At 58.0% G+C, this 25,095-nt stretch carries 27 protein-coding genes; 13 read left to right on the forward strand and 14 right to left on the reverse strand.

All coding sequences use genetic code 11. The annotated features are described in order from the left end of the window. Positions 1–21 precede the first annotated feature (21 nt). The 3 genes from ABNF92_RS18870 to ABNF92_RS18880 form a co-directional block, all read right to left on the reverse strand. Complete coding sequence (locus ABNF92_RS18870; RefSeq protein ID WP_136631788.1) at positions 22–486, reverse strand: NUDIX hydrolase; 465 nt, start codon at positions 484–486, stop codon at positions 22–24. Continuing rightward, positions 483–1,115 carry a pseudouridine synthase gene (locus ABNF92_RS18875; RefSeq protein WP_349343001.1) on the reverse strand — a complete coding sequence of 211 codons (633 nt, stop codon included), beginning with the start codon at positions 1,113–1,115 and terminating at the stop codon, positions 483–485. The genes ABNF92_RS18870 and ABNF92_RS18875 overlap by 4 nt, the downstream gene beginning before the upstream one ends. A gap of 174 nt (positions 1,116–1,289) precedes the next feature. Next, positions 1,290–1,601 carry a cold shock domain-containing protein gene (locus tag ABNF92_RS18880; protein WP_153633524.1) on the reverse strand — a complete coding sequence of 104 codons (312 nt, stop codon included), beginning with the start codon at positions 1,599–1,601 and terminating at the stop codon, positions 1,290–1,292. A 306-nt stretch (positions 1,602–1,907) separates the two neighbouring features. Here ABNF92_RS18880 and clpS point away from each other — a divergent pair, with 306 nt between their 5' ends. Next, positions 1,908–2,267, forward strand: a complete 360-nt coding sequence (gene clpS, locus ABNF92_RS18885; protein ID WP_008169202.1) for an ATP-dependent Clp protease adapter ClpS — start codon at positions 1,908–1,910, stop codon at positions 2,265–2,267. Positions 2,268–2,285: 18 nt separating this feature from the next. Continuing rightward, positions 2,286–4,556 (forward strand): ATP-dependent Clp protease ATP-binding subunit ClpA, encoded by a 2,271-nt coding sequence (clpA, locus tag ABNF92_RS18890; RefSeq protein WP_069183386.1) that lies wholly within the window; start codon positions 2,286–2,288, stop codon positions 4,554–4,556. 102 nt (positions 4,557–4,658) lie between these two features. Here clpA and infA read toward each other — a convergent pair whose 3' ends face one another. The 9 genes from infA to ABNF92_RS18935 form a co-directional block, all read right to left on the reverse strand. Continuing rightward, positions 4,659–4,877: a translation initiation factor IF-1 gene (gene infA / locus ABNF92_RS18895; protein WP_008169200.1), complete on the reverse strand. Its 219-nt coding sequence runs from the start codon at positions 4,875–4,877 to the stop codon at positions 4,659–4,661. A gap of 80 nt (positions 4,878–4,957) precedes the next feature. Then, entirely contained in the window at positions 4,958–5,671 is a 714-nt protein-coding gene (locus ABNF92_RS18900) for an arginyltransferase (RefSeq protein WP_136631784.1), read from the reverse strand. Continuing rightward, positions 5,672–6,385 (reverse strand): leucyl/phenylalanyl-tRNA--protein transferase, encoded by a 714-nt coding sequence (gene aat / locus ABNF92_RS18905; RefSeq protein WP_222464685.1) that lies wholly within the window; start codon positions 6,383–6,385, stop codon positions 5,672–5,674. It abuts the gene before it with no gap. A 200-nt stretch (positions 6,386–6,585) separates the two neighbouring features. Then, positions 6,586–7,539, reverse strand: a complete 954-nt coding sequence (gene trxB / locus ABNF92_RS18910; RefSeq protein WP_069183389.1) for a thioredoxin-disulfide reductase — start codon at positions 7,537–7,539, stop codon at positions 6,586–6,588. A gap of 140 nt (positions 7,540–7,679) precedes the next feature. Further along, the gene (locus ABNF92_RS18915) at positions 7,680–8,591 is read right to left on the reverse strand and encodes a MoxR family ATPase (protein ID WP_136631780.1); all 912 of its coding nucleotides are present in this window, start codon (positions 8,589–8,591) and stop codon (positions 7,680–7,682) included. 7 nt (positions 8,592–8,598) lie between these two features. Beyond that, positions 8,599–9,522 carry a carbon-nitrogen hydrolase gene (locus ABNF92_RS18920; RefSeq protein ID WP_349343002.1) on the reverse strand — a complete coding sequence of 308 codons (924 nt, stop codon included), beginning with the start codon at positions 9,520–9,522 and terminating at the stop codon, positions 8,599–8,601. Continuing rightward, the gene (locus tag ABNF92_RS18925) at positions 9,522–10,571 is read right to left on the reverse strand and encodes an agmatine deiminase family protein (protein WP_349343003.1); all 1,050 of its coding nucleotides are present in this window, start codon (positions 10,569–10,571) and stop codon (positions 9,522–9,524) included. The genes ABNF92_RS18920 and ABNF92_RS18925 overlap by 1 nt, the downstream gene beginning before the upstream one ends. A gap of 100 nt (positions 10,572–10,671) precedes the next feature. Further along, the gene (locus ABNF92_RS18930) at positions 10,672–10,974 is read right to left on the reverse strand and encodes a hypothetical protein (RefSeq protein WP_209397013.1); all 303 of its coding nucleotides are present in this window, start codon (positions 10,972–10,974) and stop codon (positions 10,672–10,674) included. Positions 10,975–11,069: 95 nt separating this feature from the next. Beyond that, on the reverse strand, positions 11,070–11,657 hold the full coding sequence (locus ABNF92_RS18935; RefSeq protein WP_349343004.1) for a PilZ domain-containing protein: 588 nt from the start codon (positions 11,655–11,657) through the stop codon (positions 11,070–11,072). Positions 11,658–11,786: 129 nt separating this feature from the next. Here ABNF92_RS18935 and ABNF92_RS18940 point away from each other — a divergent pair, with 129 nt between their 5' ends. Both ABNF92_RS18940 and ABNF92_RS18945 read left to right on the forward strand, forming a co-directional pair. Continuing rightward, positions 11,787–13,028 (forward strand): lipoprotein-releasing ABC transporter permease subunit, encoded by a 1,242-nt coding sequence (locus tag ABNF92_RS18940; protein WP_069183395.1) that lies wholly within the window; start codon positions 11,787–11,789, stop codon positions 13,026–13,028. A 13-nt stretch (positions 13,029–13,041) separates the two neighbouring features. Next, positions 13,042–13,728, forward strand: a complete 687-nt coding sequence (locus ABNF92_RS18945) for an ABC transporter ATP-binding protein (RefSeq protein WP_349344114.1) — start codon at positions 13,042–13,044, stop codon at positions 13,726–13,728. On the opposite strand, the gene ABNF92_RS18950 is transcribed toward ABNF92_RS18945, so the two are convergent. Then, positions 13,716–14,261, reverse strand: a complete 546-nt coding sequence (locus ABNF92_RS18950) for a DUF2062 domain-containing protein (protein ID WP_136631775.1) — start codon at positions 14,259–14,261, stop codon at positions 13,716–13,718. The two genes, ABNF92_RS18945 and ABNF92_RS18950, sit on opposite strands and share 13 nt — an antisense overlap. Before the next feature lie 81 nt (positions 14,262–14,342). On the opposite strand from ABNF92_RS18950, the gene ABNF92_RS18955 reads away from it, so the two are divergent. The 9 genes from ABNF92_RS18955 to murB all read left to right on the forward strand — a co-directional run bounded on the left by ABNF92_RS18955 (position 14,343) and on the right by murB (position 23,268). Further along, positions 14,343–16,775, forward strand: coding sequence for a DNA internalization-related competence protein ComEC/Rec2 (locus tag ABNF92_RS18955; RefSeq protein WP_349343005.1), 2,433 nt, complete (start codon positions 14,343–14,345; stop codon positions 16,773–16,775). Positions 16,776–16,847: 72 nt separating this feature from the next. Then, a complete protein-coding gene (locus ABNF92_RS18960; protein ID WP_069183399.1) occupies positions 16,848–17,474 on the forward strand; it encodes a MotA/TolQ/ExbB proton channel family protein in 627 nt (208 codons plus the stop codon). A 5-nt stretch (positions 17,475–17,479) separates the two neighbouring features. Further along, complete coding sequence (locus ABNF92_RS18965) at positions 17,480–17,905, forward strand: biopolymer transporter ExbD (RefSeq protein WP_069183400.1); 426 nt, start codon at positions 17,480–17,482, stop codon at positions 17,903–17,905. Continuing rightward, positions 17,902–19,680: a lipid A export permease/ATP-binding protein MsbA gene (msbA, locus tag ABNF92_RS18970; protein WP_222464679.1), complete on the forward strand. Its 1,779-nt coding sequence runs from the start codon at positions 17,902–17,904 to the stop codon at positions 19,678–19,680. Before ABNF92_RS18965 ends, msbA begins: the two co-directional genes overlap by 4 nt. Next, on the forward strand, positions 19,677–20,723 hold the full coding sequence (lpxK, locus tag ABNF92_RS18975; protein WP_349343006.1) for a tetraacyldisaccharide 4'-kinase: 1,047 nt from the start codon (positions 19,677–19,679) through the stop codon (positions 20,721–20,723). The genes msbA and lpxK overlap by 4 nt, the downstream gene beginning before the upstream one ends. Before the next feature lie 19 nt (positions 20,724–20,742). Beyond that, positions 20,743–20,931, forward strand: a complete 189-nt coding sequence (locus tag ABNF92_RS18980) for a Trm112 family protein (protein ID WP_064230163.1) — start codon at positions 20,743–20,745, stop codon at positions 20,929–20,931. A gap of 27 nt (positions 20,932–20,958) precedes the next feature. Continuing rightward, positions 20,959–21,753, forward strand: coding sequence for a 3-deoxy-manno-octulosonate cytidylyltransferase (gene kdsB, locus ABNF92_RS18985; protein WP_349343007.1), 795 nt, complete (start codon positions 20,959–20,961; stop codon positions 21,751–21,753). After that, positions 21,746–22,225 (forward strand): low molecular weight protein-tyrosine-phosphatase, encoded by a 480-nt coding sequence (locus tag ABNF92_RS18990; RefSeq protein ID WP_349343008.1) that lies wholly within the window; start codon positions 21,746–21,748, stop codon positions 22,223–22,225. The genes kdsB and ABNF92_RS18990 overlap by 8 nt, the downstream gene beginning before the upstream one ends. After that, positions 22,222–23,268 (forward strand): UDP-N-acetylmuramate dehydrogenase, encoded by a 1,047-nt coding sequence (gene murB, locus ABNF92_RS18995; RefSeq protein WP_349343009.1) that lies wholly within the window; start codon positions 22,222–22,224, stop codon positions 23,266–23,268. Before ABNF92_RS18990 ends, murB begins: the two co-directional genes overlap by 4 nt. Positions 23,269–23,325: 57 nt before the next feature. Here the strand turns inward: murB and ABNF92_RS19000 are convergent, their stop codons facing one another. Then, positions 23,326–25,059: a proline--tRNA ligase gene (locus tag ABNF92_RS19000; protein WP_291907310.1), complete on the reverse strand. Its 1,734-nt coding sequence runs from the start codon at positions 25,057–25,059 to the stop codon at positions 23,326–23,328. Positions 25,060–25,095 lie beyond the last annotated feature (36 nt).

Below are 25,095 nucleotides of genomic sequence, written 5' to 3' on the forward strand. Positions count from 1 at the left end.
GGTTAAAAAGCCGCAAGTTTATCATCTTTCCGGTGGCGCCGTCTGCGCATCCACCACCACGTCCAGCGGGTATCGGCGACCATTTCGGTAATCTTCTATGCACTGAAGCACAAGCGGGCTACGCAATTGCGTGCCCAATGCGCGAATCTCTTCCAGAGTCAGCCAGTGGGCGGCGATGATGCCATCGTCCAGATGGTCGGTAAGCCGGTTCCGGGCACTGGCCGCGTAGCAGAATCGATAGTAGGTCACTCCGTTGGCGGGCGCCTTGTAGGTATAGATGCCGAGAAAATGTAACGGCTCTATGTCCCAGCCTGTTTCTTCGAGGGTTTCCCGGCGAACCGCATCGAGAATGGCTTCGTCTTCCTCCACATGGCCTGCGGGCTGGTTGAAAACAACCTTGCCGCCGCTGACTTCTTCGACCATCAGGTAGCGGCCCGCACCATCTTCAACGATAACGGCGACGGTTGCGTGGGGTGTCCAGGTCATGATCTGCGGTTTCTCCCGGGTCGGGCGCCGGCGGCTTTGCCGCGGCGGGTTGTTTTTGCTGAAGCTGGAAGATTAACGGTAACGGTCCGGTGGGCTCCTGAATCCAGGCCCTCCAGCGACCAGTCGCCAATCCGGTACCGGATCAGCCTGAGCGTTGGAAAGCCCACGGCGGCAGTCATTCGTCGGACCTGCCGATTCTTGCCTTCGGTGATGGTCAGCTCAATCCAGCTGGTGGGAACTGTTTCTCGATGGCGCACCGGCGGAACCCTGGGCCAGACTGCAGGGGCGGTTATTCTGGTGGCTTTTGCCGGTCGGGTCAGGCCATCTTTCAACTGAACTCCGGCCGCCAGATGTTTCAAAGCGTCTACCGTAATGTCGCCTTCCACCTGCACCCAGTAGGTTTTTGGCATCTTTAGCGAAGGAGAGGCAATCCTGTGTTGCAGTGGGCCTTCAGAGGTCAGAAGAAGCAGGCCCTCGGAATCATAGTCGAGGCGACCGGCGGGGTAGATACCCGGGATTCGCAGATAGTCCGCCAGGGTGGCTCTCGGTGAGTCACCACCGGAGATGCCCTCGTCGGTAAACTGGCTCAAAACCTGGAAGGGTTTGTTAAAAAGCACGAGTTCAGCCATGCGCTGCTGTATTCCCGGGATTACGATGTATTTGTGGACAGCAGGGTACTGCAAAGAGGGGCAGTGGCAAAGCGAAGTTGATATCGCTCAACAGGGGATGATTCTCAAAAGCAAGAAGGGATGGGCCCACCAGTAGAGTACCGGTGGGTGCGAGTATTCCAATGTCGCAACCGATCAGGCGTTTACGGCACGGGGCGGATAGTTGTCGCGCCCTGATTCCTGCTGACCCGACTTGCCGGCAGATTCGCTCCCGGTACCAGCCTGCGCTTTGCTGGCGGGCAATTCGTCAGGGACGATGTTGACTGCGTGAATGCCTTTGTCACTGGGCTTTTTGTCAAAGGTTACGGCCTGGCCGGCTTTCAGGGTCTTGTAGCCGTCCATTTGCACCGAAGAGAAGTGCGCAAACAGGTCGTCACTGCAGCCATCCTCGATGATGAATCCGTACCCTTTGGCATTGTTGAACCACTTGACCTTGCCTCTTGGCATGATGAACTCCCCTGTTCTTTTGCTGTCTCTATTCTTGTTGATTCTTTGTTTGCCTATCGGTGCCGTCGCACGGTCGGTCCGAATCCTGTTACACAATCCTTGCATGGATTTACATTATTTTACAATGCAACTTAACTTTCGGCCAATCATAGCGATGAGTCAATAGTTTCTATGCCGGGAATGTGTGGTTGAACGCAGTCTGGAAGCGGTATCATGTTCGTATTGATAAATATCTCATGCCCCGCTTGAAAACCCGGGGGCGGACATCCACATTTAACAGGAGCACCGATAAACCGGTAAGGAATGATGCGGACTATCGAGAATTCTCTACTAGTATTTAATCAGGGGGAGGACGAACAACCGGGGCGACAGGATGACCTCAGCGTTGCTCCCGAGAAGCCTGCTCTCAAGCGCCCGGCGCGATACAGGGTGGTGCTTCTGAACGACGATTACACGCCCATGGATTTTGTTGTGGATGTGTTGATGAAGTTCTTCGGAATGAACGAAGAAAAGGCGACGCAGGTGATGCTGCTCGTCCATACACAGGGAAAAGCTGTATGCGGGGTATATACCCGGGACATCGCGGAAACAAAGGCGGCACAGGTGAACCAGTATTCCTCGGAATGCGAACATCCGCTCCTTTGCGAGATTGAACGTGCGGACTGAAAGACGTTGGGGTGGCCCATGCTGAGCAAAGATCTAGAAATTACGCTGAATACGGCCTTCAAAAATGCCCGGGACAAGCGTCATGAGTTCATGACTGTGGAGCATTTGTTGCTGGCCCTACTGGATAATGAATCGGCAGTGGGCGTTCTGAAGGCTTGCGGCGCCGACCTCAAGCGGCTTCAGGAAGAACTCGTCGAATTCGTGGATTCAACCACACCACTCATTCCAAGCAGTGACAGTGAGCGGGAGACTCAGCCAACGCTGGGGTTCCAGCGTGTGCTGCAACGGGCGGTTTTCCATGTGCAGTCCTCCGGCAAGAAAGAGGTAACCGGTGCCAACGTGCTGGTGGCCATTTTCAGCGAACAGGAAAGCCAGGCGGTCTATGTGCTCAAAAAGCAGAGCATTGCCCGGATTGATGTGGTGAACTTCGTTTCTCACGGCATTTCTCGTGTTCAGGGTGCGGAAGACCAGGAAAGCCATGATCAGGCGTCCCATGATGAGGCCGGTGAGGAAGGCGGGCAGTCCAAACCCCTGGAAAGCTATGCCACCAACCTGAATGAGCAGGCCCGTCAGGGCCGTATTGATCCGCTGATTGGGCGCGAACACGAAGTCGAACGGGTCGTTCAGATTCTGGTTCGTCGTCGCAAGAATAACCCGCTGCTGGTGGGGGAGGCCGGTGTCGGCAAGACTGCGATTGCAGAGGGGCTTGCGAAACGTATCGTTGATGGTCAGGTGCCCGACATTATTTCCGATGCGGTGGTTTACTCGCTGGACCTCGGGGCTCTGCTCGCCGGGACCAAGTACCGGGGCGATTTCGAGAAGCGCCTGAAAGGGTTGCTTGCCGAGCTCAAGAAAGAAAACCACGCAATCCTGTTCATTGATGAGATTCACACCATCATCGGAGCGGGTTCCGCTTCCGGTGGCGTGATGGATGCCTCCAACCTTCTCAAGCCCATGCTCAGTTCCGGGGAAATCCGGTGCATTGGTTCAACCACATTCCAGGAGTTCCGGGGTATTTTCGAGAAGGATAGCGCCCTGGCTCGCCGGTTCCAGAAGATCGATGTAAACGAGCCGAGCGTTGAGGATACCTATCAAATACTGAAGGGCCTCAAACCCAACTTTGAAAAGCACCACGATCTCAAGTACACCGACAAGGCCCTGCGCGTAGCCGCCGAACTGTCAGACCGCTACATCACTGATCGTCATTTGCCGGACAAGGCCATCGACGTGATTGATGAAGCGGGTGCCCGCCAGAGGCTGCAGCCTGAAGGCAAGCGCAAGAAAACCGTTGATGTCACCGAGATCGAGGATGTGGTTGCGAACATTGCCCGCATCCCGCCGAAGAACGTCTCTACCAGCGACAAGGATCTGCTGCGGAACCTGGAACGGGATCTGAAGATGACCGTGTTCGGCCAGGATCCGGCGATCGAATCGCTGTCCACCGCTATCAAGCTGGCACGAGCCGGGCTGAAGGCGCCCGAGAAGCCAGAGGGTGCGTTCCTGTTCGCAGGGCCGACCGGTGTCGGGAAAACCGAGGTTACCAAGCAGTTGGCCAAGGTTCTTGGCATCGAGCTGGTACGGTTTGACATGTCCGAGTACATGGAGCGCCATACGGTTTCACGGCTGATCGGTGCGCCTCCGGGCTACGTTGGCTACGATCAGGGCGGCCTGTTGACCGAATCGGTCAACAAGCATCCGCACTGCGTGCTCCTGCTGGATGAGATCGAGAAGGCCCATCCGGAAGTGTTCAACCTGCTGCTGCAGGTCATGGACCATGGCACGCTGACCGATAATAACGGTCGGAAAGCGGATTTCCGCCATGTCATCCTGGTGATGACCACCAACGCCGGAGCCGAAAGTATGGCCCGCCGGTCCATTGGCTTCAGTGAGCAGGATCACAGCACGGACGGCATGGAGATCATCAGCAAGACCTTCACGCCGGAATTCCGTAACCGTCTGGACGGCATTATCCAGTTTGGTGACTTGCAGATGGATACCATCACTCACGTGGTGGACAAGTTCCTCACCGAATTGCAGGCACAGCTGGACGAGAAGCATGTGGTTCTGCATGTGGATGACGATGCCAAAGCCTGGTTGGCCGAGAAGGGATACGACATCACCATGGGCGCCCGCCCGATGTCGCGGCTGATCCAGGACAAGATCAAGCGGCCGCTGGCCGAGCAGATCCTGTTCGGGCGTTTGTCGGAGAAAGGCGGTGATGTCTTCATCCACCTTCGTGATGACGAGCTGGTATTCGAGTACGAGGACGAGCCTGCCGAGGCGGTCTGATCTACTTGAGGAAATAAAAAACCGCTGCCCGGGCAACCGGCAGCGGTTTTTTTAGCTACAACGAAAAAACCCCCGAAGGGGCTTTCAGATGTCACGTGAGCATCAACGGGCGCGGTAGACAATGCGGCCCTTGCTCAGGTCGTAGGGAGTCAGCTCAACCTTGACCTTGTCACCTGTCAGGATGCGGATGTAGTTCTTGCGCATCTTGCCGGAGATATGAGCTGTCACAACATGGCCGTTGCTGAGCTCAACGCGGAACATGGTGTTTGGAAGGGTGTCGATGATAACGCCTTCCATTTCAATGGCATCTGATTTCGGCATTCAGTAGAAACCTCGTTTGGATATGCTTTCCGTAATTTTAAATTGCGCAATTCTGCCTGATTTATCGGCGTTTGGCAAAGTTAGCCTGGGTCCAGTTCACGCCAGTGGCCGTCTCTTAGCGCCTCGATCGGGCGGAAGCGGGTTTTATAGTTCATTTTCCGGCATTGCTTGATCCAGTACCCAAGATACAGATGGGGCAGCCCTCTGCGGCGAGCTTCCTCGATTTGCCAGAGGATTGCGTAAGTGCCAAGGCTCCTGTCATCAAGATCGGGGTCGAAAACGGTGTAAATAGCCGACAACCCGTCGTCCAGAAGGTCCACCGCCGCCAACCCCACCAATCGCTCATCCTTGTGGATTTCCAGGAACCAGGAGTCCGTTGCCCCTTCCACCAGGAACGACGTGAACTGCTCCCGGGTCGGCGGATACATGTCGCCATCCTGGTGTCGCTGCTCAATGTAGTTGGCATACAGCTGGTAGTACCTTTCCGCAAAGGTCGCTGGCACCATCGTGCACTTCAGGTCTGAGTTCTTCTTCAGCACCCGCCGCTGGCTTCTGTCCGGGCTGAAATCGTCAACCTTGAGTCGGACCGGGATGCAGGCATTACACTGTTCGCAATGGGGACGGTAATAATGAGAACCGCTGCGGCGAAAACCAAGAGCGGTCAGTTGGCTGTAAAGCTTTTTATCAATGTGGGCCCGCGGATCCACAAACATGGTGGTCGCCTCGCGGTCTGGCAGGTAGCTGCAATCGTGGGGCGGCGTTGCGAAGAACACCAGGGTTCTGAGATTGCTCATTCACTCCTCCGGCCCGGGCCAACGCCATCTGAAGGTCCAGTCGGTCTGATCCGGTTTCTGATCGATGCTCATCCTGAGTATAGATAAAAACTCTTCCCGTGGAATAGTCCGTGCGCCCATGGTCAGGAGGTGTCTGCTCTCCACCTGGCAATCCATGATCCGATAACCCCAAAGCTGTAACTGGTGCGCCAGATGAACCATGAGAACCTTGGAGGCATTGGTTTCCAGGGAAAACATGGATTCCCCGAAGAAGCACCGGCCAATGGCCAGGCCATACATGCCACCGGCCAGTTCACCGCGACGGTTCCATATTTCGATGGAGTGGGCGACGCCCATGCGGTGCAGCTCGGAATAGCTGGCAATCATTTCTTCGGTAATCCAGGTGCCTTCGGCCCGGGTTGACGCACAGAGTCTGATAATCCGTCCGAAGTGTCTGTCGGCGGTCACCTCGAAGCGTTGCTGGTTCAGGGTGCGGCGGAGGCTGCGTGACACGTGGATTTCGTTCGGGAACAGGACGCATCTGGGGTTGGGTGACCACCACAGGATGGGCTGGTCGTCGCTGTACCAGGGGAAAATGCCGTTGCGGTAGGCAAGGATGAGTCGTTCGGTGGACAGGTCCCCGCCGAGGGCGAGGAGGCCGTCCGGGTCGTCCAGGGCTTCGTTGGCGGGGGGGAACCAGAGTTGGTCCGGGTCTAGCCAGGGTAGTGAGGTCATCCTTCTCCGGCAATTACTGCAATGTTTCGGTTCTATTCTACAGAGTACCGGCCGGTGGGAGCCGCCTTCTGAAACACGCTGTGAATACGTCCTTGTACGCTTGGCTCCGCCATCCATGGCTCCGCACAGTTTCAGAAGGCGGCTCCCACCGGCCTTCGCAAACTTTTGAGTTCGCGTTCCTTTTCTTTACTCAAGCACAATCAGTCTTGCTGATCCAGAAACTTTTCCGCATCCAGGGCCGCCATGCAACCGAAGCCGGCGGAGGTGACGGCCTGGCGGTAGACGTGGTCGGCTACGTCGCCAGCGGCGAAGACGCCGGGGATGCTGCTCTGGGTGGCCATGCCCTCAAGGCCGGAGCGGATGCGGATGTAGCCGTTTTCCATGTCCAGCTGGCCCTGAAACAGGTCGGTGTTGGGTTTGTGGCCAATGGCGATGAAGACGCCGGCCAGGTCCATTTCCCGGGTGGAGCCGTCTTTGGTGCTCTTGATGCGCATGCCGGTCACGCCGGTGCCATCGCCGAGGACCTCGTCGAGGGTGTGGTCCCAGACGATGTTCACGTTGCCGTTTTCGGCTTTTTCAAACAGTTTGTCCTGGAGGATCTTTTCGGCGCGCAGGCTATCGCGGCGGTGTACCAGGGTGACTTCGTCGGCGATGTTGGACAGGTACAGGGCCTCTTCGACGGCGGTGTTGCCGCCACCGATAACGGCGACTTTCTGTTTCTTGTAGAAGAAACCGTCGCAGGTGGCGCAGGCGGATACGCCCTGGCCTTTGAATTTCTCTTCGGATTCCAGGCCCAGGTACATGGCTGAGGCGCCGGTGGCGATGATCAGGGCATCGCAGGTGTATTCACCGCCGTCGCCCTTGAGCCGGAAGGGGCGGTTGCGCAGGTCAGCCTCGTTGATGGTGTCGTAGACGATGCTGGTTTCGAAGCGTTCGGCGTGTTTGAGCATGCGCTGCATGAGCTCCGGGCCCTGAACGCCGTCGTTGTCTCCGGGCCAGTTGTCGACGTCGGTGGTTGTGGTGAGCTGGCCGCCGACTTCAATACCGGTAATCAGGGTCGGGTTCAGGTTGGCGCGGGCTGCGTAGACAGCAGCGGTGTAGCCTGCGGGGCCGGAACCAAGGATGATCAGTCGGGAATGTTTGGTGTCGCTCATTGGGAATTCTCTCACTGAAAAAGCCGTACGTTGCCAGGCCCTGTTCCGGGCCAGACGCTTCGGGGAAAGGAGCAAAGGCTAACATGAAAGGCGCGGTCTGCCATTCGTTTTGGCCAATTCCGCTTATAAAACCTTGCTATTTACTCAAGCACGGAAACGGTTGCCAGCAGCTGACGAACCCGTTCCGCACTTTTTCCCGACTCCCCCTGTTCGAGGCGATGGGCTGCTACTGACGGGAAAACTGCCTGGATGTCGTCGGGCAACACGTGATGCCGACCTTCCATGAGCGCCCAGGCCTTGGCGGCCCGGACGAGTCCCAGGCCGGCGCGGGGCGAAAGCCCGTACAGAAGGCCCGGCATTCTCCGACTCTGTTCCAGCAATCGCTGCACGTAATCGAGAAGCGCCGGGCTGGCGGTTATCCTTGTTACACCTTCCTGCAGGGTTTTCAGGTCGGCCTGGGAGAGCAGGGTGGGAAGCTTTTCGGTCATGGTGCGGCGGTCTTCGCCTTCCAGCAGTTCCCGTTCGGCCCGGGGGTCCGGGTAGCCCAGGTGAAGGCGCATAAGGAACCGGTCCAGTTGGGACTCGGGAAGAGGGTAGGTCCCTCCCTGTTCAATGGGGTTCTGGGTGGCAATCACGAAGAACGGGTGGGGCAGTGGACGGGTCTCGCCCTCAATGGATACCTGCCGTTCTTCCATGGCTTCCAACAGGGCACTCTGGGTACGAGGTGATGCCCGGTTAATTTCGTCAGCCAGAACCACCTGGGCAAAGATCGGCCCAGGATGGAACACCAGGCTGCCGGCCTGCTTGTCGTACATGGAATAACCAAGCACATCCGCGGGAAGCAGGTCGTTGGTGAACTGGATTCGCTGGTAGCTCAGCCCCATCACCTTGGCCAGGGCATGGGAGAGGGTGGTCTTGCCCATGCCGGGGATGTCTTCGATCAGCAGGTGCCCTCGCGCCAGTAGCCCGCACAGGGCCAAACGCACCTGTTGCTCCTTGCCCAGAAGTATCTGGTTCAGTTCACTGACTACTGTATCAACCAGTTTTTTCATTCCGGCCTCAGTCCCTTACGCGTTTGAGGATGTCGCCATAGGCGTCGATGCGACGATCTCTCAAATACGGCCAGATCCGGCGAATCGATTCACTGCGGGTGCGATCGAGGCTTACAGACAGAATGCACTCGGAGCTGTCATCGCCCCGGGCAAGGAATTCACCCTGCGGTCCGCAGATAAAACTGTTGCCCCAGAAACGAATGCCGTCACTGTGTCCGGAGGGGTCCGGTTCTGTGCCGACCCGATTCGGCGCCACGACAGGGAGATTATTGGCAACCGCATGGCCTCTCTGGACGGTGACCCAGGCTTCCAGTTGACGCGCCTGCTCATCCGGGTCATCGGTCACATCCCAGCCGATAGCGGTGGGGTAGATGAGCATCTCCGCTCCGGCCAAGGCCATCAGGCGGGCAGCCTCGGGGTACCACTGGTCCCAGCAAACCAGCACGCCCAGCCTGCCAACAGATGTATCAATGGGCGTGAAGCCGCTCCTGCCATCATTGAACTGGGCGTCACCCGGGGTGAAGTAGAATTTCTCGTAGAATCCCGGGTCGTCCGGAATGTGCATCTTCCGGTACAGCCCTGCCATTGAGCCGTCTTTCTCAAATACGACGGCAGTGTTGTGGTAAACGCCGTTCATCCGCCGTTCGAAAATGGAGCCAACCAACACTACACCCAGTTCGCGGGCCAGATCGGAGAGGCGATTGCTGGTGGGGCCGGGAATCGGCTCGGCTAATTCGAAAACGGCCGTATCTTCAGTCTGGCAGAAGTAAAGGGTGGCGTGGAGCTCTTGCAGAATAACCAGGTCTGCGCCACTGGCTGCGGCTTCGCGCACCAGTTTTTCGGTAACGGCCAGGCTGGCTGCCTTGTCACTGCTGCAGGCCTGCTGGATGGCAGCAATGTTGATCTGGTTCTTGCACGCTTCGCTGCTCATTAACTGACTACTCCGGCCGGGATTTGCATGGTCACACAGTGAAGGCTGCCATGCTGGTAAATCAAGGGCCGGCAATCAATCGGTATTATTTCCCTGGACGGGAAAATTTCTTTCATGACAGCAATGGCGTCTTGGTCCTGCGGCACGTCATACATCGGAAGCAACACAGCATTGTTGATTATCAAGAAATTTGCGTAGGTTGCGGGCAGGCGTTCTCCGTCCTCGTCATGAATGGCATCGGGCCAGGGCAGAGCCGTCAATCGATAAGGAGAGCCGTCGGCCTGGCGAAACTCCTGGAGCTCTTCTTCCATGGCCGCCAGCGCACTGTAGTGCTCGTCGGCGACATCGGGGCAGGCTACATAACAGATATGATCCGGTGCGCAGAATCGGGCCAGGGTATCGATATGGCTGTCGGTGTCGTCGCCGGCAAGGTAGCCATGGTTGAGCCAGAGAATTCGGCGGACACCCAATATCTCTGAGAGCAGTTGCTCAATGGCTGTCCGGTCCATGGCGGGATTTCGGGTCGGCGTCAGCAGGCATTCAGACGTTGTCAGCAAGGTACCCTGGCCATCCGATTCAAAGGAGCCCCCCTCGAGCACGAAGTTCACCTGCTGCATCGCCGTTGTGCCGAATACACCGGCGTTGAACAGATGAGTGTTCAGCGCATCATCTTTTTCCGACGGAAACTTTCCTCCCCAGGCGTTGAACCGGAAATCCAGCAGTGCCGGCCCATCATCGGTCAGGATGGTAATCGGCCCATGGTCTCTCGCCCAGGTATCGTTTGCTGGCGCTGGAACGGTCTTTACACGGCCAGGGAGCCCGTTCTCCTCAGCGTAGAGATTCAGCTGCTGCTCAAGCTCCTGCAGACGTATCACGTGTTCGCAACTTACAACCAGATGCTCGTGTCGGAGAACGGCTTTCGCAATATTTTCGAAGACCGGCTCCACCTCTTCCATAACGCCTGCCCAGTCTGTTCCCGGATGGGGCCAGGTCAGCATCACGGCACTCTGGGGAGCCCACTCGGCGGGCAACACTCGTTTGGTTGTCACTACGTCACCTTGAATCATAAAAGACGGCATTCTAACCAACGATTGGTTGAACGTCAGGACATAAGGAAGGTATTTCCGACCCGAAAAGTCCCTCGGGCCCTCAGCGATTATGTTTGAGAACGGTATGGATAACCCGGTTGCCTTCGAAATACACCACGAAGTCCTGGTAATGCCACTGGGTGATCGGTGGCTGGCCTACCGGGCCCTGAATTTCCATGGGCGCACCCCAGGAAGCGCGGACTGACGACTGGCTCATTCCCGAGCCGGGAAAGCTGGCTTGGTCACGATCGGCCTGGGAGCCAACCGGCACGCGGATTTCTTCAGCTACCGCGGACGTCATCGGAAGAAAGGCCAGTGTGGCAGTCACTGCCAGTGCGCCGAACAGGGTAGTTTGTTTTCTCATTGATGGGTCTCCATGAAAACTGGCGTCCTCGGAAGGACATGGATAAAGCGTAATATCCGAAAAAGACTAGCAAAAGTCACCCGTTTTTCCCCAGTCTACTCTTTTTGGCGCTGTCGAATCTGCCACCGCATCACATGCCGTGCGATTTGTTGGCGATCGCCGTCATCAATCCGGGCAAATTCGGTGTGGACCCTTGCCCCGCCTGAGGAATCGGGGTGTACCTCAATCACGCGGGCATGTGCCTGGGGTTGGAAAAGTTCGGGCGGGAGGGTCATCCGGACAGCAAGCCGGTCTCCGGGATGCCAGGCAGGGGTGCTGCTGAAGAATGACAGGCCGCCTTCGCTCAGGGTTACATCCTGCCAGTCCTCAGGTTGCAACGGATTTTGCTCAAAGGCCATAATGCGCGCAAGCGTGTCCAGCTTGCCGTTAAGGGACTTGATCAGCCCGGTTAGCAGCCGGTCTCTCTCGGCAAGGCTGGCAAGCTGGGATTTTACGTCCTGGTCCAACCGCCTGAATTCAGCTTTCAGGCTTTCAAGGTGGTCGCCATCGAAGGCATTCCCGTCCAGTGGGGTGTCGGAAGCCAGCTTGCGGATCTCCAGGCCGATCCGGTCTTCAATGCGGAAAAAGTCCCGGCGTTCGGGTGAATAATCCGCCGGCTCGTTGGGGATGTCGGACGACTGCATCGCGGCTCCGGAAGGCTGAATTTTTATTGGTACAGAACAGTTTAGCAGTTTCCCTCCGTGCTGGAAGGTAGAAGGTACTTGGGAAAACCAGACCACGACAGACCGGAAGGTAGCAACAGGCACCTCTTCATGTTCAGACCCTTATCATTTTACATTGGCTTGCGATACACGGCCGCCAAGCGCCGCAATCACTTCATATCCTTTATTTCACTGACTTCGATGATCGGGCTGATGCTTGGAGTGGCAGTGCTGATCATTGTGCTGTCCGTCATGAATGGCTTCGACCGGGAGCTCAAGCAGAGAATTCTCGGGATGGTGCCCCACGCCACCATACAGGGCGCCGGTCCTCTGGATGATTGGCAGTCGGTGGATGCCCGGGTTCAGCAGCATCCCCGGGTGCTGGCTGCGGCCCCTTTTATCCAGGGGCAGGGGATGGTGACCGGTGGCGGTAATGTTCGTGGCGTTATGCTCAATGGTGTTCTTCCAGAAGAAGAACGCACGGTGTCCATCATTGAGAACCATATGATCGAGGGAGGGCTGGACGATCTGGTCTCCGGCGAGTTTGGCATCATCATCGGTCGCTTGATGGCGGCCAGCCTGCGCCTGCAGGTGGGTGACAAGGTGACTGTCGTGCTGCCGGAAGCCTCGGTGACCCCCGCGGGAGTGCTGCCACGGCTCAAGCGATTTACGGTGAAGGGCATTTTCAGTGTCGGTGCTGAACTGGATGGCAACTACACGCTGATTCATATGGATGACGCAGCCAAGCTTATGCGAACCGGGGGCAAGGCGGAGGGCGTTCGTCTGCTGGTGGATGATCTGTTCGCAGCGCCCAAGGTTTCGCAGCAGGCGGCTGAGGCGTTGGGCGGCCGCTATTACGTATCTGACTGGACCCGCACCCACGGCAATCTTTTCCAGGCCATCCGCATGGAGAAAACCATGATCGGTCTGCTGCTGATGTTTATCGTTGCCGTAGCGGCCTTCAATATCGTCTCCACATTGGTCATGGTGGTCACTGACAAAACCGGAGACATCGCGATCCTCAGGACCATGGGAGCAACGCCGGGTCGGATCATGCGCATTTTTATCGTCCAGGGGGCGGTCATCGGTATCTTCGGAACCATCGTTGGCACAGCGCTTGGCGTTTTTGGTGCACTTAATATCAGTGCCTTTATCTCCTGGCTGGAGGGCGCGCTGGGCCACCAGTTCCTGAGTGCGGACGTTTACTTCATCAGCTACCTGCCATCCCAGTTGCAATGGCAGGATGTTTTCATAATCAGCGGCGCCGGACTTGCCATGAGCCTTTTGGCAACCATATACCCGGCCTGGCGGGCCTCGAGGGTGGATCCGGCGGAGGCGCTTCGCTATGAGTAAGGAACATGCCGCTATGGCGCATTCTGCACCGGTGATTGATTGTCAGGTAACGCGGACCTATAACGAGGGCCTCGGAAAACTGACCATTTTTTCAGATATTTCGCTGGAAGTTGCCCAGGGCGAGACCGTAGCCATCGTTGGCAGTAGCGGTGCGGGTAAGACAACCTTGCTGAATCTCCTGGGCGGGCTCGACAAGCCGTCGTCCGGCCAGATTGCTATCTGCGGTGAGGACATCCATCGGCTATCTGAAGCTCGGCGGGCAAGGTTCCGCAACGCCCATCTGGGATTTGTCTATCAGTTTCATCACCTGTTGCCGGAATTTACCGCGCTTGAAAACGTCATGATGCCGTGCGCATTGGGTGGCATGGCCGTCTCGAAATCTCGGGACAAGGCAAGCAGTTTGCTGGAACGGGTGGGTCTTGCAGAACGGCTGGATCACAAACCCGGCGAGCTCTCCGGTGGCGAACGCCAACGGGTGGCCATTGCCCGGGCACTGGTAAATGAGCCGGACTGCGTGTTGATGGATGAGCCAACGGGAAACCTTGATGAGCATACCGGCGAGGGGGTCCAGGCCCTGATCGAATCCCTGAGGGATCAGCTGGGCATTGCCTTTGTCATGGTAACCCATGACATGAAAATGGCCCGGACTCTGGGGCGGGTCATGCGCCTGGAGCAGGGCCGGCTGATTCAGGAAGTTTGATCAGCAGCCCGGCGGCGTCGCAATCTTGCGGTTCGGCGCACTTGCCAGTCCGAGCGGATTTTCCTGCGCCAGAGATACTGGATGATCAAATAGGCAAGGCAGGCTGATATGGTTGCGACCACCAGTGAACCGAGGTAGAGCGGAATGCCGATATCCAGCAGCCGCTCGCTGATCCAGGACCAGGACAGTTCAAACTCAAAGCTGAGTACAGGTCGGTCCAGGGCCCAGGCGCCGATTTTGTAGTTGAAATAGAACATCGGCGGCATGGTCACCGGGTTGCTGATCCAGACCAGAACCACCGACAGTGGCAGATTGGCATTGAACCAGATAGCGAAGAAGGCTGCGGCGAGCATCTGGAAGGGCATGGGAATAAAGCAGAACCAGATGCCGACCAGAAACGCCCTGGCAACACTGTGTCGGTTGATGTGCCAGAGGTTCGGTTCATGAAGAATATCGCCCAGAAAGCTCAGCGACTGCATCGCTTGCACCTTCTCTGGTGAGGGCAGATAGCGTTTCATGAACTTCTTTGGCATTGGAAGTTCTGCCTTTAAACGGAGTTAGTATACCGGCACATCGGATGTCGCCGGTGTTTATGACAAACAGGAGGACAAGGATTGTCCGGAAGTCTCAACCGACCGGTATGCTCGTATGGCAAGTCCGGTTCCGCAGTAGTGGGCGTTGTCGCCTTCTCTTGTGGCGTTATCTTACTGTATTGGTTGTCGATACTGCCACCTTCCGAGTGGTTGCTCGCCGCGATATTTCTGCTCGCCGTTGCCCTGTCCTGTTCTCTTTCGACACTTGCCTCTCGGCTAACAGTGTTCGCCCTTGGTCTTTTCCTGGGGCTGTTCTGGGCCTCCTGGCATGCCGGAGACCGTCTTTCGACCGTCCTCCCGGCCAGCCTGGAAGGGGAGCGCCTCTCGGTTTCGGGATACCTGTGCGACATTCCTTCTCCCGGAAGCTTTAACAGTTTACGTTTTAGTCTTTGTGTCACCCACTGGCACAACCTTCCCATCGAAGCCGGGCAGGAAGCAAGGATGCCGGGCCTGCTCAGGCTGGCCTGGTATGGTCGCGGCAGCCAATACCTTCCCGGCGCCCGGCTGCGGTTGGATGTTGCTCTCAAGCGTCCCCACGGCACGCTGAATCCTGCCGGTTTCCGCTATGAAGACTGGCTCTTCCGGAAAGGGTATCGTGCCACGGGGAGCGTCCGTAATGTTCGGTTGGACACGACGGTAGACTGTTCGCTGCACTGCCAGTACCGGCGCCTGCATCTTTCGCTTGAACGCTGGACGAGGGAGCAGTTTGGCAGCGCCAGGCACTTTCCGTTGGTTGCCTCGCTGTTGATTGGCCACCGCGGGCACATGGAACAGAACCACTGGGATGTGCTCAAGGCGACCGGCACCATTCACCTGGTGGCGATTTCGGGCCTACACCTCGGTCTGGTGGCCCTGGGTGCCGGCGTTGTATGTAGGCGGCTGTTACTGTTATGGCCGGCGCGATGGGTCAGCGATGAGGCCAGACGCGGGATCGTATTTACCTCGATTGTGCTTTGTTGTCTGGTTTATGCGCTGGCCGCCGGCTTTACCGTGCCCACCCGACGCGCCCTCATCATGGTTATCGCAGGTGGGTGGCTGATTCTGCTCAGTCGTCAGGCGCCGGTGTGGCAGGCGTTTCTGGCTGCTCTTACAGCCGTTCTTGTACTGGATCCCTTTGCGCCCCTGGATCAAGGGTTCTGGTTGTCATTCACCGCTGTCGCCGTGTTGATAGCTGTGTTCTCGGCCCGGCTGGCGGGGACGGGACCGGCGTCCGGGCTCGTTATTGCGCAGCTCGCCGTCTTCGGCGGTTTATGGCCAATCCTCGAAGTATTCGGCCAGGGTCAGCCTCTGGTTGGTCTGCTGACCAATCTGGTGGCCATTCCGTGGGTATCTCTTGCGGTCATGCCGGTGCTGGTGACCGGAGGGCTGGTTACTGCCGTGGTCCCGGGCGCTGCCCAGGTGTTTGTGCCAATGTTCGATTGGGCACTGGGCGTGCTCTGGCACGTTCTGAAATGGTTCTCGGAGTGGCAGTCGCCGGACATTGAGGCCAGCCTTGCCGAGGTAGTTGGCTGGGGGTTGCTGGCCGTTACGCTGGTATTCGTGCCGTTTACCGGATTCCGGTTGGTTGCCGCTCTGTTGGCGGTGTTCTGGTTAATGGTTCCGGGCCAAGCCTTGATGAAGACCCCCTATCTGCGCACACCGGAAATACGGGTCTGGGATGTGGGTCAGGGCCTGTCGGTTCTGATCCGTCATGGCGATGAAGCCCTGGTGTACGACACCGGTCCTGCCGTTCCGGGTGTGTTTTCGGCTGTTGAATCAACCCTGCTACCGAATCTGGCGGCCGAAGGCATACGTCGGATCAACACCCTCGTAATCAGCCACGCAGACAGTGATCATGCCGGCGGGGTAGCCGAACTCACCCAGAAGATTGAAGTCGGGCAAGTTATTGCTGGCGAGCCGGTGGCCGTCAGACAGCAGGTCGCCGATCTGCCTGTTTCGGGCTGCAAGCGCTCAAACCAGAAGCTGGGCGGCCTGATTCTGGAGTTCTGGCAGGGCAAAGGTGCGACAGAAGGTAACGATGCGTCCTGTGTGCTGCGTATTTACCATCCCGAATCAGGCACCGAATGGCTCCTGCCGGGGGATATTACCGACCAGATGGAAGCCAGGTATCTGGCTTATCTTGCTGACCGAGAGGATCTTCAGGCACCGGTTACCCGGGTGCTTGTGGCGCCACACCATGGCAGCAAAACGTCATCCTCAGAAGCCTGGGTTCGGGCGTTGAAGCCGGATCAGGTTATCTACACTGCCGGGTATCGCCACCGGTACGGCCATCCTCACCCGACGGTAACCGCTCGCTATGCCGCGATCGGAGCCGTTTCGTTCAATACAGCCTGTTCTGGCAGCATGGTGATGACCATCGAGGATAACCGGTTGGTGTTGAAGGAAATGCGCCATGGGACGCCATTCTGGATTGGCGGCCCGGGACTCGCCCGGGACCAATGTAAAATACCGTGACATTGCAGGTGTGGCCTCCACCGGTAGCTATGCTAAAGTAGCGCGGCTTGCAAACAATGAGGGAGACCAAGCGTGTTCGAGCTGTTGAAAGCCGGTGGCATTCTGATGGTGCCAATTGTTGCCTGTTCCATTCTGGCGCTGGCCATCATTCTGGAGCGTATCTGGACTCTTCGCGCTTCCAGGGTAGCGCCTCCCCAGACCATTAACGAGTTATGGCGCTGGATCAAGAAAAAAGAACTCAATGGCCGGAAGCTGAAAGCCCTGCAGGGTTCCTCGCCCCTGGGTCGGATTCTGGCCGGTGGCCTGCTCAACGCAAAGCATGGCCGCGAAATCATGAAAGAGAGCATCGAGCACGAGGCCAGCCAGGTCATCCATGATCTCGAGCGCTTCCTGAATCCTCTGGGTACTGTGGCAACCATTACCCCTCTGCTGGGTCTTCTGGGCACCGTTATTGGCATGATCAAGGTGTTTGCCGAGATCCAGCTGGCCGGGGTCGGCAACGCGGGTAACCTGGCGGGCGGTATCTCCGAGGCGCTGATCACCACGGCTGCCGGTCTGAGCGTGGCCATTCCGGCGCTGATCTGCCATCGCTATTTCATCCGCCGGGTGGATGAGCTGGTTGTCGGTATGGAGCAGGAAGCCATCAAGCTGGTTGAGGTAGTACACGGAGACCGCGAAATCGACGTGGAAGGAGCCTGAACGCCGTGAAGTTCAAGCGCCAGAGAAGCCAGGAAGTCGGGGTAGACCTGACACCATTGATTGACGTGGTGTTCCTGCTGCTGATTTTCTTCATGGTTTCCACAACCTTTACCCGGGAAAGCCATTTGCAGGTGGAGCTTCCCGAGGCCAGTGGCGAGCCCGCGCCGGCGTCGGAAGTCCAGCAGATTGACGTGGTGATCAATGCCGAGGGGCAATACATCCTGAATGACCGGACGCTGGTCAACAATCGGCGCGAGACCCTTGAGCGGGGTGTGCGTGAGCTGGCTGAGGGCAACAATTCGCTCCCGTTCATTATCACCGCCGATGCCCGCACTCCCCACGAGTTTGTGGTTCGGGCCATGGATGTCGCCGGGCGGCTGGGATTCGCCAAGCTCAGCATTACCACTGAGCGGGAGGCTGAGAGCCCGTGAAGGTAACCGAGCCTCTGCCCGACCCCTCGGCCGGGTTACCGGCAGGTAGTTGGGAAACCTACAAGCGCCTGCTTGCCTATGTTAAGCCGTTCCTCCTGGCGTTCTCCCTGGCGGTACTCGGCAACATCATCTATGCCGCCGCCTCAACCGGCATGGCGGCTGCGATGGAATACGTCATTGCCGCCATCGAGAACCCCACCGACCAGAACCGCCTGATGCTCACCCTGGTCATAGTAGGGGTGTTTGCATTCCGGGGCCTGGGCACCTTCCTGAGCCAGTATTTCATCAGCTATGTCGGTCGCCAGGTCATTAATGCACTACGCAACGATGTATTTGATCGCCTGATGACCTTGCCCTCCCGCTACTTTGACGACAATGCAGCCGGGCGCCTGGTCTCCAAGCTTACCTTCAACGTGGAGCAGGTGGCGGAGGCCACGACCAACGCTGTGACCATCACGCTTCGCGAAGGCCTGACCATCGTTGGTCTGCTGGGCTACATGTTCTACACCAACTGGAAACTCACGCTGATTTTCCTGGCAGTAGGGCCACTTATTGCCGCCGTTGTCAGCTATGCCAGCAAGCGTTTTCGCAAGATCAGCAAGCGCATCCAGGGGTCCATGGGCGACATCACCCACGTGGCCTCGGAATCGATTACTGGCTACCGGGTTGTTCGGACTTTTGGTGGCGAGGATTACGAACGTCAGCGTTTTCAGGAGGTTAATGAAAAGAACCTCAAGCAAAGTCTGAAGATGGCATCGACTCAGGCGATCAGTGTTCCGGTGATTCAGGTGCTGGTGGCCATTGCCATTGCCGGTCTGGTCTGGATGATGCTGGCGCCGGAAATCCGTGGCGAAATGACCACGGGGCAACTGGTTGCTTTTATTACGGCTGCGACCACCATGGCAAAGCCCATCCGGCAGGTGACCTCGGTCCACGCAAAGATTCAGAAAGGTGTTGCTGCGGCCTACGATGTCTTCGAAACCATCGATGAATCCCCGGAGCAGGATCCGGGCACTTACTCACCGGATCGCGTTGATGGCGATATCGAGTTTGACAACGTCGCGTTCAGTTACCGTGATCAGTTAGACAATGTTCTGGAAGGCATCTCATTGAGCATTCCGGCAGGACAGAGCGTGGCTCTGGTCGGTCGCTCCGGGAGCGGAAAGTCCACGCTGGTGAGCCTGTTGCCGAGGTTCTATGAGTATACCGGCGGCGACATCCGGATCGACGGCCATTCGCTCCGTGATTTTTCCCTGAAAGCCCTGCGGAAACAGATCGCGCTGGTCACCCAGAACGTTGTTCTGTTCAACGACACCATCGCTGCCAACATCGCCTATGGTGCCTTGAGAGATTGCAGCCCCGAGGAAATTCGGGAAGCCGCCGCCAAGGCCCATGCTCTCGAGTTCATCGACCGCATGCCCGAAGGCCTGGACACCATGATCGGCGATAACGGTGTAATGCTCTCGGGTGGGCAGCGGCAGAGGCTGGCCATCGCCCGGGCACTGCTGAAGAATGCGCCGATTCTGATCCTTGACGAGGCCACTTCGGCGCTGGATACCGAATCTGAACGCCATATCCAGGAGGCGCTGGAAACGGTGATGCAGGGCCGTACCACACTGGTCATCGCCCATCGCCTTTCCACTATCGAGAAAGCCGACAGGATTCTGGTGATGGATAACGGACGCATTGCAGAGTCCGGGCGCCATGACGAGCTCCTTGCGGCTGGCGGCGCTTACGCGCAACTTCACCAGATGCAGTTCAGCGAGCAGGCATGAGTGGGGTGAAATCCGCCCTGAGTTCGTTGGTTGAACGTCTCTGGTATGGCAGCAAACGGCCCCTGTTTTTTCTGGCGCCCTTGTCCTGGTTGTACAGAAGCATCGCCGAGGCTCGTCGCCGCGCGGCCTGGGAAGCACGGGATGCGTCGTTGCCCGTTCCAGTGATTGTAGTTGGCAATATCACTGCAGGCGGAACCGGGAAGTCGCCGCTCACCGCCTGGCTGGTCTCTGAACTGGCATCTGCTGGCTGGCGGCCGGTGATCCTCAGTAGGGGGTATGGCGGTGATGCGGGCCAATACCCGCTGGAAGTCTCGGCAGATACCAGCCCCATCAAAGCCGGTGACGAGCCGGTCATGCTGTCGCTCAGCACAGGTTGCCCGGTCGTGGTTGATCCTCGACGGCGACGCGCAGCCGATTACGCTCTCGAGAACAACCTCGGTGATGTGCTGATCTGCGACGATGGGCTCCAGCATTACAAACTGCCCAGGGATCTTGAGCTATCGGTATTTGATGGGCAGCGTGGCATCGGCAACGGCGCCCTGATCCCGGTTGGTCCCCTGCGAGAGCCGGTTTCCCGGCTCGCTTCCGTGGATTTTGTTATCGTAAATGACAAGCAGCTCCCGGAGCAGGCTCTGGAGAGCTTTGCCGGCGTTGACCATCCGGCCATCTATTCCATGGTTCTGGAGCCGACGACCTTGGTCCACCTCAAATCGGGGGCGTCCAGAGCTGTGGGCGACCTGAAGGGAAAAACGGTTAAGGCGGTTGCGGGCATCGGCAATCCGGCCCGGTTTTTCGATACGCTCAGGGCGCTGGGTGCTTCGGTGACCGAGTCGGCTTTTCCGGATCATCACCGGTTCCGCCCGGAGGATCTGACAACCGAGACCGATGAATGGATTGTCATGACGGCAAAGGATGCGGTGAAATGCCGGGAGTTCGCGCCCGAGAATGCGTGGAGCCTGGTGGTCGAGGCCAGGTTGCCGGGGCCGTTCCGGGATGCGTTTCTGGCCCGGGTTCGTCAGTGTTCCGAGCCTATAACTTCGTGATATCAAGTGAGTAAGCAAGATGGATAAGAAACTGTTGGCAATGCTGGCCTGTCCGGTGTGCAAGGGCGATCTGAAGCTCAACGAGGACAGAACCGAGCTGGTCTGTTACCAGGACGCCATGGCATTCCCGATCCGTGAGGGAATTCCTGTAATGCTGGCCACAGAGGCCCGGACCCTGTCCACCGATGAGCGTCTGCACAAGCGCTAAACCCAAGTCCACCGGGGTAGTTACGTCATGCCTTTTACCGTTGTGATTCCGGCTCGCTATGCTTCCAGTCGTCTGCCAGGAAAGCCGCTGGCGGAAATTGCCGGAAAGCCCATGATCCAGCACGTTTGTGAGCGTGCTGCGGAAAGCCGGGCAGACCGGGTGGTTGTGGCCACCGACGATGAACGAATCCGCTCCGCTTGCGAAGGCTTCGGTGCCGAGGTGGTCATGACATCCCCCCATCACGCCAGTGGCACTGACCGCCTCGAAGAAGTCGCTCGGGAACTCGGGTTTGCGGCCGACCACCGGGTAGTCAACGTTCAGGGCGACGAGCCACTGATTCCACCGGAACTGATTAATCAGGTGGCAGACAACCTTGAGTTTCATCCGGAAGCCGCAATTGCAACCCTGTGTGAACGAATCCATGACCCGGAGCAGGTCTTCAATCCCAACATTGTAAAGGTGGTGTTTGATCACCAGGGGATGGCGCACTATTTCAGCCGCGCGCCGATTCCGTGGGCCCGGGACCAGTGGCAGGAAGGAACACCGTTGACGGGCGTCGACAGGTCTCTGCCAGACAACATCGGGTATTTCCGACACATTGGCATTTACGGCTATCGCGCGTCGGTTCTTGGTGAGTTTGTGAGCTGGGCGCCAGCCCCTACAGAGGTTACCGAATCACTGGAACAGTTGCGGGCGCTATACAATGGCGCCAGGATCCATGTGGATGTGGCCGCCGTGAACCCGCAGGGTGGCATTGATACAGAGGCTGATCTGCAAAGGGTGCGCCACTGGCTGGAAAGGAGAGAGATCGACCATGGCTGAACCGGTAAAGGTGCTTTTTGTTTGTCTGGGGAACATCTGTCGCTCGCCCACTGCCGAGGGTGTATTTCGTTCCCTGGTCGCGCAAGCCGGCCTCGCGGATCAGATATACATCGACTCGTGTGGCACCGGACACTGGCATATTGGCAAGAGCCCGGATACCCGCGCCCAGGGGGCTGCCCTGCGCCGGGGTATCGATATCAGCGGATTGCGGGCACGTCAGTTCAGTCCGGAAGATCTCGATACCTTTGACTACGTACTGGTCATGGATCGCCAGAATCTTGCCGACATCAAGGATGTCTGGCACCAGAACGGCGGCACCCGGCCAGCGCTATTTCTGGAGTATGGCCGCTCGGCCCATCACGAAGTGCCAGATCCCTATTACGGCGGTGAGGAAGGGTTCGAAACCGTGTTGGACCTGATAAACGAGGCTGGCGAAGGCCTGCTGGCGGATATTCGGGGGCGCCTGGCTTGAAGCAGCGGCCGGAAATCCAGGAAAACGTCGAGCTGGAGGCACTGAACACCCTACATGTGCCCGCCAGGGCTCGTTTTTATGTGAAGGTTCACACCGCCGATGAGCTGGTCCAGTCTCTAAACTGGGCTGCCTCGGAAGACCTGGAAGTGCTGATTCTCGGTGGTGGAAGCAACCTGGTATTCGCGGGTGATTTTTCGGGGCTGGTGGTTCGCCTGGCCATTCGTGGCCGCCGCTGGGAGCACATTGAAGATCACAAGGCTACCCTGGTTCTCGGCGCAGGTGAGAACTGGCATGAGGCGGTCCTATATGCCACCCGTGCCGGTTATCGCGGCATTGAAAATCTTGCGCTGATTCCCGGAACGGCGGGTGCCGCTCCGGTCCAGAATATTGGTGCTTACGGGGTCGAACTCTGCGATTGTCTTGAATCGGTTACAGCCCTGGACCGCAAGACTGGTGAGCTGGTCGTTCTCGAGAACGCGGAGTGCCGGTTCGCTTACCGCGACAGCCTGTTCAAACAGACTCCGGGCCGTTACGTCATCACTGAAATTCGTCTGGCTCTGTCGCGCACGCGGCCCCTTGTGCTCGAGTATCGGGATCTGGAGGAATACCTTGCTGATACGGCGGAAACCGCTCTTGGCCCGTTGCACGTGGCGGAGGCTGTGATGGCAATCCGTCGCCGCAAGCTGCCGGATCCAGACATTATTCCTAACGCCGGAAGTTTCTTCAAAAACCCGGTGGTGGATAGCGCAACGTTTGAATCTCTCAGGGAACGTAACCCCGGTATTGTGGCTTATCCTCAGGAGCAGGGCGTCAAACTGGCGGCGGCCTGGCTCATTGATCAAAGTGGCTGGAAGGGTTTCCGGAATGCCCGGGTGGGCGTGCATAACCGGCAGGCTCTGGTTTTGATTAACCATTCGGGCGGCACTGGGGCCGACATACTCAAGCTTGCTGAGAAAATTCGTCAATCCGTGGCGGGGCGGTTCGGAGTCACTTTGGAAATTGAACCGGGAATCGTGGGTGGTACGGGAAAAGAAAACCCCTGACAGCACCCTTGCAGCCGGGTGCCGTCAGAGGTTCGCCCGCCGGCGGCGGGCCTGTGGTTAAAGCCCTTTGCGAGGCGAGGCGTTTACCAGGAAGGGCAACGCTTCAGCCACCGGCACATCCTGTTTCTCCGCATCCCTCCGGCCTTTGTACTCAAGCGTACCGGCAGCCAGACCGCGTTCGGACACCACGAACCGGTGCGGGATACCGATGAGTTCCATATCGGCAAACTTCACACCCGGACGCTCTTTTCGGTCATCCAGAAGCACGTCGTAGCCGGCCTGGCGCAGCTGCTCGTAAAGCTTTTCGCCGGCTTCGGCAACCGTGGGTGATTTGTGGGCGTTCAGTGTGACGATGGCCACCTGGAAAGGCGCAATGGCGTCCGGCCAGATGATGCCGTTTTCGTCGTGGTTCTGTTCAATGGCTGCGGCAACAACCCGGGAAACGCCGAGGCCGTAGCAACCCATCTCCATGGTCACGGTCTTGCCGTTCTCATCCAGAACCGTGGCGTTCATGGCGGTACTGTATTTGTTGCCGAGTTTGAAGATATGCCCGACCTCAATCCCGCGCCGGATCTCCAGAGTGCCCTTGCCATCCGGGCTGGGGTCGCCCTCAACCACATTGCGCAGGTCCTCCACGCGATCAAGTGCCACGTCTCGCTCCCAGTTCACGCCAGTCAGATGGAAACCTTCACGGTTGGCGCCGCAGGCAAAGTCGGCCAGGTGGGCCGCACTGCGGTCAACAATGACCGGTAAGTTGAGCTTTACCGGGCCGATAGACCCGGCCTTGCAGCCCACGGCCTGTTCGATTTCCTCATCGGTGGCCATGGTCAGAGGCTCGGCGACGCCGGCCAGGTTTTCGGCCTTGATTTCGTTGAGGGTGTGATCCCCGCGGAGAACCAGTGCAACCAGGCCGGAATTGCCGTCTTCGTCCGCCTCGGCCTTCACCAGCAGAGTCTTGACCGTGCGAGTGGGATCAATGCCCAGCAACGCTGACACCGCCTCGATGGTTTTCTGGTCCGGCGTGGCAACTTCCTTCATCTCTTCGGCCGGCGCAGGGCGGGTACCGCTCGGAGCTACCGCCTCGGCTTTCTCGATGTTGGCCGCGTAATCACTGTCTGTGCTGAACACGATGTCATCTTCGCCGGAAGACGCGAGCACATGGAACTCGTGCGACGCACTGCCGCCAATGGCGCCAGAGTCCGCCTGAACCGCACGGTAATCCAGACCGAAACGGTCGAAGATGGCGCAGTAGGTGTGATGCATCAGCTGATAGGTTTCGTTCAGCGATTCTGGGTTAAGGTGGAACGAGTAAGCATCCTTCATCAGGAATTCCCTGGCCCGCATCACGCCGAACCGGGGGCGCCGCTCGTCCCGGAACTTGGTCTGGACCTGGTAGAAGTTGGCCGGCAACTCTTTGTAGCTGCTGATCTCATTCCGGATCAGGTCAGTAATTACCTCTTCGTGGGTCGGCCCGAAGCAGAAATCCCGGCCATGACGATCTTTCATCCGCAGCAGTTCGCCGCCGTACTGGGTCCAGCGCCCGGATTCCTCCCAGAGCTCTGCCGGTTGGACCGCCGGCATCAACACTTCCTGGGCACCACTCTTGTCCATTTCTTCACGAACAATCCGCTCAACCTTACGCAGAGTACGCAGGCCCATGGGCAACCAGGTGTACAGCCCGGCGGCCAGTTTTCGGATCATGCCGGCGCGCAACATCAACTGGTGACTGATGATCTCGGCGTCAGCGGGGGTCTCTTTCTGGGTGGCAATCAGGTAACGGCTTGCTCGCATCGTGTCTTCCGTTTGTAAAAAATCTGAAGTGTTAGA

Source organism: Marinobacter sp. MMG032, assembly GCF_040112695.1.
Classification (GTDB): Bacteria; Pseudomonadota; Gammaproteobacteria; order Pseudomonadales; family Oleiphilaceae; genus Marinobacter; species Marinobacter salsuginis.